Genomic DNA, 12,637 nt, shown 5'->3' on the forward strand with positions numbered 1-12,637 from the left:
TTTTATTCTTTATCTTCAGATTACACTGTTAAGTCTTCTCCGATTTCTAATAAAACTAATTCGATATTTTTATTAAAGAAAATTGATTTTGCAATTCCTTTATCAATTTTGATTGGAGGAAAAGTATCAAAGTGATAACCTAATATTTTTGTTGCTTGTACAAATTCAGCCGCAATAGAAGCATCTTTCGCACCCATTGTAAAATTATCACCAATTGGTAAAACAGCTAAATTAATTTCTCCAACCATTTCCGGAATCAACTTCATTTCATACGTTAATGCAGTATCTCCGGCAATATAAATGCGTTTCCCTTCCGCTTCGATAATGTATCCGTTTGGATCACCACCGTAAGTTCCATCAGCAAAAGAAGAAGAATGAAATGCGATAGTTGATTTTATCTTACCAAAATCAAATTCATAAACTCCACCCGTATTCATTCCATGTGTATTGAAACCTTTTGCATCGTAGTAACCAGCAATTTCTGCATTGGAAATAATTAAAGCTCCTGTTCTTTTTGCCAATTCTTCAACATCATATACATGATCTTGATGAGCATGTGTAATTACGATATAATCTGCTTTTAAATTCGCAAAATCAATGTTTTTTGCTAACTCGTTTGGTGTAATAAATGGATCAACTACAATAGATTTTCCATTCGCTTCGATTAATAGGGAAGCGTGTCCTAAGTATTGTACTTTCATATTTTATGATTTGTTTTTTTATTGAATTAAAGTGTCGATAAAACCAAAACCAATTAATCCATAACCTAATAAAATGGCGAAAAATAAAGCCATCATTGATACAGGTTTTAAAAATTGATCATATTCTTTTGGTTCTTTCACCTTATAAATTTCACGACGTACCGAATTCGCTAAGAAAATTAATATCAAAAACATTAAAACTGATAACTTTCCTTCTTTACCTGGCAAATTTAACACGTAAATTGATGATAAAATAAATGGTAAAGTCATCAAAACTAATTGATAGATTTTACTTTTTTCAAATCCTAATTTTGAAGCTACTGTAATTTTATTATTCTTTACATCATTCTCTACATCTCTCATATTATTCAGGTTAAGAACTGCCATACTCCAAAATCCCATTGATGCTGCTGGTAAAACATTCCACCAATTAAAAGATTTTGAATAAAGAAATTCTCCTCCTAAAACTGCAATTAATCCAAAGAAGATAAATACAAACAAATCTCCTAAACCAATGTAGCCGTAAGGTTTTTTACCCATTGTATAGAACATTGCAGCTAAAATAGATGCTACACCCAAACCAACAAAAATAACCAAATAGTCGATATGATTTGGGATAAAGGAAACGTATAACAAAGCAGCGATACAGATCAATGAAAACACAACCATAATACCTATTGCTGTTTTCATTTCTTTCTGCGAAATTAATCCAGAAGCAACTGCTCTCTGCTCTCCTTCTCTATTGTCATCAGTCCCTTTTACGCCATCTCCGTAATCATTCGCAAAATTAGATAAAACCTGAAATGCTAATGTCGTTAAAAGCGATAAAAAGAATATATCGTGTTGATAATAACCTTGGAATTTCGCAATAAAACCTGCTAAAATTAAACCACTTAAAGAAAGTGGTAAGGTACGCAAACGCGCGGCAAGAATCCATTTTTTCATAATGAACAAAGATAAATAAGAATTCGTTTTTAACGTAAATCTTTTCTTAGTATTATTGTATCTCTAACGAATTAAATGATAATGCCTAAAAAGTCGACAAAGAAAAATCAAGAAAAAAAAATTCCGTATAAATTAATATTTTTCGGAATTATAACTTTTGTATTCATTGCTTTTAATTATCATTATCGACATGGAATTAACTATTGGTGGAAAGTTGCCGAACGTAAACTAAAAGGCGAAAACGGAGATAATAATATAAAATTAGTAAAGTACGATATTCGCAATATCGAAGTGATGGATCGTTATTATTTGAAGACTTTCGGACTAGACGTTTCTCAGTACCAAGGGGAAATCAATTGGTCTGAAATGAACATGATTTACGATATTTATCCTATAAATTTCGTTTATATACGTTCTACAATGGGTGCAATCAATACGGATAACCGATTTGACGAAAATTGGGAAGGTGCCAAACAAAATGATTTTATTCGTGGCGCTTATCACTTTTATCGTCCGGATGAAAATTCAACAGCTCAAGCTCAAAATTTTATTCAGAATGTAGAATTAGAATCTGGCGATTTACCTCCAGTTTTAGATATAGAAACTATGCCTCGTACACAATCGATGGAACGTTTGGTTGAAGGTTTAAAAAATTGGTGTACGATAATCGAAGATCATTATGGTATTCAGCCTATCATTTACACTTCCGACAAATATTACGAAGATTTTTTACGTTCCCATTTTGAAGGTTATACCATTTGGATTGCTAATTATAATTTCTTTGTCGAAGAAATGAAACCTCATTGGAATTTTTGGCAATTTACCGAGAAAGGACAAATTAAAGGAACTAAAGAAAAGGTTGATATTAATATTTACAACGGAACTGTTGATGATTTAAAGGGATTGACTTTGTAATTGACTAATAATCATCTTTAAATTTTATCCTAAAATATGCTTATTGTAAGAATAAGAAATATAATAAGTGGTAAAAGTGATAGAAAGAAGTAGCTTAATTTTAGTTTTAAACTTGCATTAGACACAAAAGCTATAAATATAGAATTTAAAAGGCCGATTATAATACTAAGAATAAATCATTCTTCCTGCTATATACATCCATCTTAAATTTGAATAACGTAAATCATTAGTCAAATAAGCCAAAATAAATCCTCCAATAAAAAGTATAATTACAGCGTAGGTAATTCTTTTAAACCAAACATTCAATTCAGTATTCATAAGGATGAAAACTTTTATAATCAACTTTGTATATACTATCCCAATTTAGTTTAGAAAAATCTTCTGACGAATTATTGATAAATGCATTCGTAACTAATCTTTCTCGGGTAGATATTGGTCGAATGATGAATTTATAAGAATTTACTAATAGAAATTTTCTTAGAGTTAAAAATGATTTAGATTTTAAATTATCTGGTTCAATTGCTAACACTAAACTTGTATCTGAATCTTTCTTGAAATCAATCTTTTTTATATACTGAATTAAGGTATCTGAATCAATTTTCTTTAAATCTTGTTTCTGAACTTCGTGTAATTCTGCAATCATTTTTTTATTTCTTAATTCAATCGAAGCTGTTCCACACAACCAAAATCCTTTCATAGGATTTTCATAATAAAAAACCTCATCATTTGTATAAAATAAAAGTGTGTAATCATCAAAATCATGCAGAAATGGATCTACTAAATCATTTTCTTTTTCATAATTCAAAAGATCTTTTTGATATTTTGTGATTGAAAAAGTAGAATCCGAATTCATCCCCATTGCCATCCAAATAGCATAGATTGAATCTTGGGCAATTTTATGCTTTTCTTCCTGTGTTAACTCTCGTTTACAGGAAAAAAATAAAAATAGACCACATAAAAACATAAATTTCATTCTCATCTTGTGTAATTTATGGTAAGATATAAAAAAAGCGAATCTTAGATTCGCTTCCAACTATTTATTGTTCTTGTTTTGTTAAATCAAACATATATCTTAAACCTATTCCAAAACCTAAACCTTGATTTCCGTAAGAACCATAATTTGTATTCATTTTAGAAATACTTGCATCACCATGAAAATCTACAATTGCTAATAATTTATTAGGAATTAATACACGTTCTATTCCTATATGATAAATAAAATTTGTTTCGTTCTCACGAACTTCAATTGGTTCATTTAAATCTGGAAAAGCAATCATTGGATCTTGATCTCCCTTGTAAAAATTCTTTGAATCTAATTTATTGTAACCTAAACCAACACCCATTGTAATAATCCATTTGGGTGAAAATTCTCTTGCAATTCCTACAATTAAACCTACACCATTGGCCTCAATTTTATATTCATTGGATTTATATCGTTCACTTACAGATCCTCTTTGTTGATTGTTATAAAAAGCAGTTAAGCGAACATTCATTTCATCGCTTGGTTTTTTAAAATTATAAACCGCTTGCGCACCATATTCTACATTCCAAGTTGCGTCACCAATAACTGCACGTTTTTTATCAGATTTACGATCCACAATATTATTTGAACGATAACCAATAGTTGGCCCAAATTCTATAGATTGTGCAAAAGTCAGAACACCTAAAGTTAGTGTTGTAATAGATAGTAATTTTTTAATCATTTAATTTTAGTTGAAAATCAAGTAAAATTATAAAAACTAATTTAATTCAACATTGCGTATTGGTTTAATTAAAAGAGCAATTATAACAACTGTAATGATTGTCATTGATCCGCCAAAAATAATGGCTGGAACTAATCCTAAAAATGTAGCGGCTATACCACTTTCTAAAGCACCTAATTCGTTGGATGAACTGACAAAAATAGAATTAACAGAAGAAACACGACCTTTTAAATTTTCTGGTGTTTTAATTTGTAAAATACTTTGACGAATCACCATTGAAACTGCATCAAAAGCACCTGCAAACAATAAAATTGCAAAACATAAATATACATTTTTAGTCAATCCGAAACTGATAATACATAAACCAAATAATGCAACTGCACCTAATAATTTTGGTCCAACATTGTCTCTTAATAACGGTAATGAAGAAAGGAAAAACATCATAATTAAAGATCCAATTCCGTGCGCTGATCGTAAAAATCCAAACGTTTCTGGCCCTTGTTTTAAAACTTTTTCTACGAAAGCAGGTAATAGTGATTCGGCTCCTCCAAAGAAAACCGCAAACATATCCAAACTTAATACAGCCAAAATTATAGGAGTTGCCCAAATAAATTTCAAACCTTCTTTGATACGTTTTAAGGCTGATTCTGATGATTCGGCTTCGGAAATTTCTGGTGGTTTAGATGAAATTAATACAATCATTACCATCGAAATACACATGATCGCGAAAGCAGTAATTAAAGCAGCTTCAATACCAAATTGTGCTAATATTAATCCGCCTGCTAACGGTCCTAAAACTGAACCAATCATAAAAGCTGATGAAGATAATGGAATTGCTTTTTCGTAATTTTCTTTTTTTACAACTAACGCTAATAAGGCAAATAAGGATGGTCCACTAAATGCGCGTGTTAATCCTAAAATAAAAAATGCAAAATAACAAACTCCCAAATAAACTGGAATTCCGACTGATTCTCGTACAGATTCTAAGTTTACAAACATCAAAACAAAAGAAGTTACCATGTAACATGAAATACAAATCATTAAGATTTTTCTTTTGTCTAATTTATCAACCAATTGCCCTGCATAAAATGCTGTCAGCAAAATTGGAGCAAATTCAAACAATCCAATTAATCCCAAATAAATTTCCTTTTGCGTGACTTTAAAAATTTCGTAAGCTACCGAAGTACTTTGAATAAATAAGGCAAATATCAAAGAGAAACGTAAAAAAATAAAGGGTATAAATTCCTTGTTTTTCCAAACGGAAGAAACTTTCTGATCTAGGTTCATGTTATAAATAAAATCTTAGTAAATTTACATGGTTATGTCTATTAAAATCATATCATTTGATAATTTTTGTAAATCGAGTAAAAAATATTCATGTTAAAAAGAACGCTTCAACTATTTACATTTTTAATGTTGATTTATAGCTGTACTGATAAATTTGACAAAAATAATTTTGATAAAAACTTTAAAAATATGAAGTATAAAATTTCTGATGTATCACAACTTTCAAGTAATGATTCAGAAATATTTTACATAAACAGTGATTCAACTTACACCAAAATCACAGAAAATTCGGCTAAAGAAATTTCATTTACAATTGGTAATATTTCGTAAATAAACGATTCAACATTTTTTAATCCAACTTCACTAAAAAATCAAAATCTATTTTTAAACTATAATATAAAAAATTCTAAAAATGATGATCTTAGGATTCAAGTTTTAGATAAAATTGGAAAACCTATTGAAGGTTTAAAAATTAAATTTAAATCCAATCAAACGCAAAAAATTATAGCTACTAATCAAGGAAATATTTATTTAAAAAAGAATCAATATGACTCGATTATTTTTCCTCAGTTAGAAAATATTACACAAAGAAATCATAGACTTATATTACCAAAGGATAATGATTTGAAAATAATTTTAGATTTGAATAAAGAAATTTTCATCAATTCGGATTTGAATTTTAAATATAATCCGGACGAGATTTTTGTTCTCTTTCACCCTATTTCTGATCTTTTTAAAAACTAAATTTATAATTGAGCCGAAACGTAAGAAAATTTCAAAATCAAATTCATTATAAAAATATAATCTACAATAATAAAACCAATTGATATATATTGTAAATCGAGTAAAAAATAGAAATGGAACCTCTTGAAAATTTAGGTAAACGGATTTGCATCATTGGATTAAGTGCTGGCGGAAAATCAACCTTAGCTCAAGCTTTAAGTAAAAAATTAAAAATAAAAGTTTTTCATCTAGATCAAATAGCACATATTCCATTCACAAATTGGAAAGAACAAGATCCTGAAATATTCACAGTAAAACATCAGCAAATTTTATTAAATAATCAGGAATGGATTATTGAAGGAAATTATAATAGATTGATGCAAGAACGATTTAGCCAGGCTACAACAATTATTTGGTTAGACTTTAGTAAATGGGGTTCGGTATTTCGTTATATAAAAAGAACGCTAAAAAATAATCCTTATCGTCCCGGGAAATTAGAAGGATCTGAAGATTTAATCAATTTTGATCACATTCATTACACCTTATTTACTGCGCCAAAAAACAGAGAAATCTACAAAAAACTTACTGAAGAATCTAATGCGAAGATAATTAGATTAAATTCATTCAAAGAATTGAAGAAAATTTACAAACATTGGGAATTGTAAAATATGGTTATTAATAAGATTTATACTCTTCACCATTCGCTTATATTTTTAAAAAATTGAAATTCATAAAATAAAAAAGCGAAACCTCATCGGTTTCGCTTCTATATTTAATAAAACTAAATTCTGATTAACGGAATTTAGAAAAGTCTCTTGGACGTTTCTCTAAAAAAGCGTTACGACCTTCCACAGCTTCTTCGGTTCCGTAAGCGAAACGAGTTGTTTCTCCAGCGAAAATTTGTTGTCCAACTAAACCATCGTCTACTAAATTAAACGCATATTTCAACATTTTAATCGCTGTTGGCGATTTAGTTAAAATTTCTTGAGCCCAATCAAAAGCAACTTGCTCTAATTCGTCGTGAGGAACAACTAAATTCACCATTCCCATATCATACGCTTCTTGAGCAGAATAATTTAATCCTAAAAAGAAAATCTCACGCGCACGTTTTTGACCTACTTGTTTTGCTAAATAAGCAGAACCGTATCCACCATCAAACGAAGCAACATCCGCATCCGTTTGTTTGAAAATTGCGTGTTCTTTAGATGCTAATGTCATATCACAAACCACATGTAATGAGTGACCTCCACCAACTGCCCAACCATTAACAACCGCTACGACAACTTTCGTTGAGAAACGAATTAAACGTTGAACTTCTAAAATATTTAAACGACCTACACCGTCTTGCCCTTCGTAACCTTTTGCTCCACGAACACGTTGGTCTCCACCAGAACAAAATGCCCAACCACCATCTTTTGCCGATGGTCCTTCACCAGTTAATAAGATTACACCAACTTCACGGTCTTCTTCTGCTAATTGAAAAGCATCTAATAATTCGAAAACAGTTTTTGGACGGAAAGCATTTCTAACTTCCGGACGATTGAAAGCAATACGCATTACACCATCACATTTTTTGAACGTGATATCCTCGTATTCTTTTACAGTTTGCCAGTTTATTGTAGCCATTGTTATTTTAAATTTTACCAAAAATAAGATTAATTCGATTTTAAAAAGAATTTTTTAGTTTTTTAAATCCTCTTATATCTCCACATAGTCTTATTTTATCAAATTATTCGCCTTTCATTATTTAAATGATATAAATTATCATTCGTAAAATTTAAATTATTGGTATAAAAAAAGGTACCTCGAAAAAAATCCGAGATGCCTTTATTATAATTAAAAAGAATGTATACTTATTTAAAATCAGCGTCAGAAACGTTTTTGTTTACTTCCACTTTATCCACTGTTACATTGACTTTTTGTGGACCAACTTCGTTTGATAAAATTGTTGGGAATTTTAATCCTTCAAATTCTTTGTACGCATCAAAAGTTGTTACCATATTCATCTGTCCCATTGGTGTATCCTGAGTAATTTCAGACTTTGCTAATAATCCAGTTGCAACATCATAATAATCTGTACGACGTAAATCTTTTACATAAACTTTTGTGTACTTTTTACCATTTTCAGTTACTTCACCTTGAATTTCGGCCGATTTATATCCTTCTGATAAAGGTAAAAATAACGTGTTTGTGATTTTTAATTGAGGTAAACCATCTGTAACCTCAGCTTTGTTAGCACCTTGTTTAGCAAATGCCTTCTCTCCATCAAATGTTTGAACAATTTCCATTCCCATGATTTTCATAACAACAGAAGTTTTGTTAGGAGTTTTTGCATAATTTACATATTCTCCTTTCATTCCTTGGATTTCGACAGCACCTGTTTGTTTTAAAGTAAAAATTTTAGCAACTTTTTCTTTTCCACCAACAGCAGCTATGTAAGCATCAGTAACTTGTTGAACCGTTTTATCTGATTTTTTAGCTGAAGGAGCTGGTTTAGCTGTCTTATTTCCATATTTATCGTAATATGTAACAGGGTAACCTAATGCTTCTAGTCCATCTCCAATTTGTTCAGCTTTTCCTGTAACAATAATTTTGGCTTGATCTGGACGGAAATATTTTTTAGAAACTCGTAAAACATCATCAACTGTAACCGCATTAATATTCTTAATATAATCTGAATAGAACGACGGAGATAATTTATTTGTCTTAGTTGTTAATGCTTGATTAGCGATTGTTTGTGGACGCTCTAATGTTAAGATAAAGTTTCCTAAAAATTTCGCTTTAACATCTTCTAATTGTTTTGCATCAATTTTATCTGTTGTCATTGAACGAACTTCTTTCAATGTTTCTTTTACAGCTCCATCCGTCACATCATTACGTACAGTTGCGTTTGTTGTGAAAGTACCTACGTAACGTGAATCATTAACACCACCACGAGCACCGTAAGTCCAACCATTCGCTTCACGTAAATTCATGTTCAGTTTCGAATTGAAATCTCCTCCTAAAATAGATGAAGCTACCTGAACTGCGTAGTAATCTGGATCGTTTTTAGTTAAATTAACAGGATATCCTAATCCAACTACAGATTGTACTGCATTTGGCATATCGATAATATCAACCTGTGTTTTCTTAACTTCTGCAACAGCTGGTAATGCAGTAATGTTTAAATCTCCAGCTTTCCAGTTTTTGAATAATTTTTTAGATAATTTTTTAACTTCTTTCGTCGTAATATCACCTACTACAATTAAATATGCATTATTTGGTTTGTAGTATTTATTATAATATTCTTGAACGTCAGCTAAAGTAATTTTCTCAATTTGCTCTTGTGTATCGTATTCAGCAAACGGATGATTTTTACCGTAGATTAAAATATCACGAACACGCGCAGCAGCAGATTCAACTGATTTTTCATCAGATTTTAAACCTTCAATATAACGTGCTTTTACAGCTTCAAATTCTGCTTCAGTAAAATTTGGATTTAAAGCTCCATCAGCCATAAAACCGAAAACTTCCGTGAAATATTTTTTTAATGAACTAGCAGAAGCTCCACTTTCCCATAATCTAACATTCGCACCTAAAAATTCAATACGCTCATTAAATTCTTCTTTAGAAATGTTTTTAGTTCCTGTACCTAACATTTCACTTAAAAGAGATTCTGTACCTTTTTTCGCTCCTAAAGCAAAAGGTGGATTATCGATAGTTAACGTTGCAGATACACGTGGTAATTTGTGATTTTCTACTACGATAACTGTTAATCCGTTCTCTAATTTAAATTCGTTTGGTTTTCCAATGTTAATTGTAGGTGCTGGACCTGGTTTTGGCATTGGAATAACTTGTTGTGCTTGTAACGAAATTGCAAAAAATGCAAAAGCAAGAGTTAATATTTTCGTTTTCATAATTCTAAATTCAGGGATTTAATACTTATTTCGATTCTTTTGCAGATTCTGGTAAGTAGTTAATAATAATTCTTTGGTGTTTGTTTAAATACTTGTTAGCAACATTTTTAATGTCTTCACGTGTGATTGAACGATAGATGTCTAATTCTTCATTCACTAAATTTGTATTTCCACCTAACATATATGCATCAGCCAAAGCATGTGCAATATTTTGAACTCCTGATTTAGAAGCCACGAAATTATTTTCAATTCCGTTTAAGATTTTTTGGTAATCAGATTCTGAAATTAATTCTTTTTGAACCTTTTCAATATCTTCTTGTAAATCTTTTTCTAATTTTTCAAATGGTACGTCACCTTGTGGTAAAATTCCGATTGTGTAGATTCCGTAATCTTCCATTCCGCGGTTGAACGCAAAAATTTGTAAAGCTTCCTTACGCTCATCTACATATTTTTTATATAAAATAGAACTTTTACCACCTGATAAATAATCTGATAACATGCTTAATGCGTAAGCATCTTTAGATTTATTTCCTGGTGTACGGTAATTAACTGCAAATAAAGGAATTTGGATATTTGCGTCATATTCTGTTGCGCGAACTTCAGTTTTTTGTTCAGCTTCTTTAGGAAAAGACTTTACAACATCATTTCCACGTGGAATTTTAGCGAAATATTTCTCTATCATTCCTTTTGCTTCTTCTTTTCTAAAATCTCCAGCAACAACTAATACCGCATTGTTTGGTACATAATATTTTTTGCTAAAGTGTTGAAAATCTTCTAAAGTTGCACTACTTAAATCTTCAAAAGATCCGATTACAGACCATTTATATGGATGATTTTTGAATACGTGAGGGTTTACTGCTTCTCCGTAAGAGAATTTTCCATAAGGTTGATTATCTAAACGAGAACGTTTTTCTTCTTTAACAACCTCTTTTTGTGTATCAACACCAATTTGATTGATAATTGGTTGATATAAACGATCAGATTCCATCCATAAACCTAATTCTAAGTTATTCGATGGGAAAGTTTCGTAATAATATGTTCTATCAGTAGTTGTGTTCGCATTATTTGAACCTCCGTGTGATGAAACAATCTTGAACCACTCTCCTCTTTGGATGTTTGTTGTTCCTTCGAATAATAAATGTTCAAAAAAGTGTGCAAATCCTGTTTTTCCAACTTGCTCATCTTTTGATCCTACGTGGTACATAACACCAGTTGTAACAACAGGAGCAGAATTATCTTGATGTAAAATAACATGTAATCCATTCGGAAGTTTATATTCTTCGAATTCTATTTTTTGTCCAAATACCAGTCCTCCGGTAAATAGTAAAGACAGAAGTAATTTTTTCATTGAGCGTTTATATTTTAGTATCTTGTAATGTTAGACGTTAAAAAGTCTAATTTGTTACACCAAGATATAAATATTTTTAGCAAAAAAAACTATTCTCTATAATTCCTACTATACTTATAGAGCATATTTTCAATAAAATACGACTTTTTTATAATAAAATTAATTCATCTAAAAAGAATAAATAAAGATAGATTTGTAACTGACTATTCAATATAATAGTGTAATTATTAACTAAAACTTTAAAATTACTATTTGTAACAAAAGTTACTGTTTGATTAAATTCAAATTGAGAATTTTACAATAAATATTAGAAATGCAGTGGATTGAAATTTTCGGATATATTGGCGCTTTTTTTATTGGCTTAATTATGGGCGTACTTGGTGGCGGTGGCTCAATATTGGCCGTTCCCATATTGGCTTATATTTTTCATTTTGATGAAAAAATAGCAACTGCATATTCTTTATTTATTGTTGGCTCAACTGGATTAATCGGTGGTTTTAAACAAGCTACAAATAAAATGGTTGATTGGAAGGCCGTATTAAATTTTGGTCTACCTGCGGTTATAGGAATTACAGTCACAAGAGCTTTTGTTGTTCCGGCACTTCCCGATATTCTCTTCAATATAAATACATTTGAATTTACCAGACGAATGGGCATGTTTGGTCTTTTTGCAGCGTTAATGATTTTAGCGGCAATATCTATGTTGTCTGACAAAAAAGAAAAAAAACGTTCAAATGATTTAGGAAATTTCCATCCATTAATATTATCAGAAGGATTTTTTATCGGTGCTTTAACTGGATTAGTTGGAGCTGGTGGAGGATTTTTAATCGTTCCAGCATTAATGGTTATAGCACAATTAGACATGAAGAAAGCTTCGGCAACCTCCTTAGTCATCATTGCTATAAATTCTTTAACAGGATTTTTCCTTGGCGACGCAACAAAAACGGACATCAACTGGAATTTTTTAGGTGTATTTGTTGCTATTGCTATGATTGGAATTATCGTCGGAACGTATATCAATCGATATTTACCTGTTAAATTATTAAAGAGAATATTCGCTTATTTTATTATAGCTATGGCTATATTTATTTTTATTGAAGAATTTATAATTGGATAATT

At 30.4% G+C, this 12,637-nt stretch carries 13 protein-coding genes; 4 read left to right on the forward strand and 9 right to left on the reverse strand.

The genetic code is table 11. The annotated features are described in order from the left end of the window. Positions 1 to 20 precede the first annotated feature (20 nt). Both J9309_RS00270 and menA read right to left on the reverse strand, forming a co-directional pair. Complete coding sequence (locus J9309_RS00270; protein ID WP_230476466.1) at positions 21 to 701, reverse strand: metal-dependent hydrolase; 681 nt, start codon at positions 699 to 701, stop codon at positions 21 to 23. Positions 702 to 719: 18 nt separating this feature from the next. Beyond that, the gene (menA, locus tag J9309_RS00275) at positions 720 to 1,646 is read right to left on the reverse strand and encodes a 1,4-dihydroxy-2-naphthoate octaprenyltransferase (protein ID WP_230476467.1); all 927 of its coding nucleotides are present in this window, start codon (positions 1,644 to 1,646) and stop codon (positions 720 to 722) included. Positions 1,647 to 1,727: 81 nt separating this feature from the next. Between menA and J9309_RS00280 the strand changes: the two genes are divergently transcribed. After that, the gene (locus tag J9309_RS00280; RefSeq protein ID WP_230476468.1) at positions 1,728 to 2,561 is read left to right on the forward strand and encodes a GH25 family lysozyme; all 834 of its coding nucleotides are present in this window, start codon (positions 1,728 to 1,730) and stop codon (positions 2,559 to 2,561) included. A gap of 165 nt (positions 2,562 to 2,726) precedes the next feature. Here the strand turns inward: J9309_RS00280 and J9309_RS00285 are convergent, their stop codons facing one another. Genes J9309_RS00285 through J9309_RS00300 form a run of 4 tightly spaced genes read right to left on the reverse strand, consistent with a single transcriptional unit; the run spans position 2,727 to position 5,551 of the window. After that, complete coding sequence (locus tag J9309_RS00285; protein WP_230476469.1) at positions 2,727 to 2,879, reverse strand: hypothetical protein; 153 nt, start codon at positions 2,877 to 2,879, stop codon at positions 2,727 to 2,729. Further along, positions 2,869 to 3,540, reverse strand: coding sequence for a hypothetical protein (locus tag J9309_RS00290; protein WP_230476470.1), 672 nt, complete (start codon positions 3,538 to 3,540; stop codon positions 2,869 to 2,871). Before J9309_RS00290 ends, J9309_RS00285 begins: the two co-directional genes overlap by 11 nt. A 58-nt stretch (positions 3,541 to 3,598) precedes the next feature. Beyond that, positions 3,599 to 4,264, reverse strand: a complete 666-nt coding sequence (locus tag J9309_RS00295; RefSeq protein ID WP_230476471.1) for a hypothetical protein — start codon at positions 4,262 to 4,264, stop codon at positions 3,599 to 3,601. A gap of 36 nt (positions 4,265 to 4,300) precedes the next feature. After that, positions 4,301 to 5,551 carry an MFS transporter gene (locus tag J9309_RS00300; protein WP_230476472.1) on the reverse strand — a complete coding sequence of 417 codons (1,251 nt, stop codon included), beginning with the start codon at positions 5,549 to 5,551 and terminating at the stop codon, positions 4,301 to 4,303. Between the two features lie 189 nt (positions 5,552 to 5,740). Here J9309_RS00300 and J9309_RS00305 point away from each other — a divergent pair, with 189 nt between their 5' ends. Continuing rightward, positions 5,741 to 5,881, forward strand: coding sequence for a hypothetical protein (locus tag J9309_RS00305; RefSeq protein ID WP_230476473.1), 141 nt, complete (start codon positions 5,741 to 5,743; stop codon positions 5,879 to 5,881). 527 nt (positions 5,882 to 6,408) lie between these two features. Continuing rightward, positions 6,409 to 6,939 carry a P-loop NTPase family protein gene (locus tag J9309_RS00310; protein WP_230476474.1) on the forward strand — a complete coding sequence of 177 codons (531 nt, stop codon included), beginning with the start codon at positions 6,409 to 6,411 and terminating at the stop codon, positions 6,937 to 6,939. Positions 6,940 to 7,066: 127 nt separating this feature from the next. Here the strand turns inward: J9309_RS00310 and J9309_RS00315 are convergent, their stop codons facing one another. From J9309_RS00315 to J9309_RS00325, 3 genes are all read right to left on the reverse strand, one after another. Beyond that, positions 7,067 to 7,900, reverse strand: coding sequence for a 1,4-dihydroxy-2-naphthoyl-CoA synthase (locus tag J9309_RS00315; protein ID WP_114999699.1), 834 nt, complete (start codon positions 7,898 to 7,900; stop codon positions 7,067 to 7,069). A gap of 227 nt (positions 7,901 to 8,127) precedes the next feature. Further along, entirely contained in the window at positions 8,128 to 10,170 is a 2,043-nt protein-coding gene (locus J9309_RS00320) for a M16 family metallopeptidase (RefSeq protein WP_230476475.1), read from the reverse strand. A gap of 25 nt (positions 10,171 to 10,195) precedes the next feature. Continuing rightward, positions 10,196 to 11,518: a M16 family metallopeptidase gene (locus J9309_RS00325; protein WP_230476476.1), complete on the reverse strand. Its 1,323-nt coding sequence runs from the start codon at positions 11,516 to 11,518 to the stop codon at positions 10,196 to 10,198. Positions 11,519 to 11,831: 313 nt separating this feature from the next. Between J9309_RS00325 and J9309_RS00330 the strand changes: the two genes are divergently transcribed. Continuing rightward, positions 11,832 to 12,635, forward strand: coding sequence for a sulfite exporter TauE/SafE family protein (locus J9309_RS00330; RefSeq protein ID WP_230476477.1), 804 nt, complete (start codon positions 11,832 to 11,834; stop codon positions 12,633 to 12,635). Positions 12,636 to 12,637: the final 2 nt, after the last annotated feature.

This window comes from Faecalibacter bovis (assembly GCF_017948305.1).
Lineage (GTDB): Bacteria > Bacteroidota > Bacteroidia > Flavobacteriales > Weeksellaceae > Empedobacter > Empedobacter bovis.

Excerpts from the sequence above, each read along its gene's own strand:
- J9309_RS00270 (WP_230476466.1), bottom strand. The coding sequence starts at position 701 with ATGAAAGTACAATACTTAGGACACGCTTCCCTATTAATCGAAGCGAAT.
- menA (WP_230476467.1), bottom strand. The coding sequence starts at position 1,646 with ATGAAAAAATGGATTCTTGCCGCGCGTTTGCGTACCTTACCACTTTCT.
- J9309_RS00280 (WP_230476468.1), top strand. The coding sequence starts at position 1,728 with ATGCCTAAAAAGTCGACAAAGAAAAATCAAGAAAAAAAAATTCCGTAT.
- J9309_RS00285 (WP_230476469.1), bottom strand. The coding sequence starts at position 2,879 with ATGAATACTGAATTGAATGTTTGGTTTAAAAGAATTACCTACGCTGTA.
- J9309_RS00290 (WP_230476470.1), bottom strand. The coding sequence starts at position 3,540 with ATGAGAATGAAATTTATGTTTTTATGTGGTCTATTTTTATTTTTTTCC.
- J9309_RS00295 (WP_230476471.1), bottom strand. The coding sequence starts at position 4,264 with ATGATTAAAAAATTACTATCTATTACAACACTAACTTTAGGTGTTCTG.
- J9309_RS00300 (WP_230476472.1), bottom strand. The coding sequence starts at position 5,551 with ATGAACCTAGATCAGAAAGTTTCTTCCGTTTGGAAAAACAAGGAATTT.
- J9309_RS00305 (WP_230476473.1), top strand. The coding sequence starts at position 5,741 with ATGAAGTATAAAATTTCTGATGTATCACAACTTTCAAGTAATGATTCA.
- J9309_RS00310 (WP_230476474.1), top strand. The coding sequence starts at position 6,409 with ATGGAACCTCTTGAAAATTTAGGTAAACGGATTTGCATCATTGGATTA.
- J9309_RS00315 (WP_114999699.1), bottom strand. The coding sequence starts at position 7,900 with ATGGCTACAATAAACTGGCAAACTGTAAAAGAATACGAGGATATCACG.
- J9309_RS00320 (WP_230476475.1), bottom strand. The coding sequence starts at position 10,170 with ATGAAAACGAAAATATTAACTCTTGCTTTTGCATTTTTTGCAATTTCG.
- J9309_RS00325 (WP_230476476.1), bottom strand. The coding sequence starts at position 11,518 with ATGAAAAAATTACTTCTGTCTTTACTATTTACCGGAGGACTGGTATTT.
- J9309_RS00330 (WP_230476477.1), top strand. The coding sequence starts at position 11,832 with ATGCAGTGGATTGAAATTTTCGGATATATTGGCGCTTTTTTTATTGGC.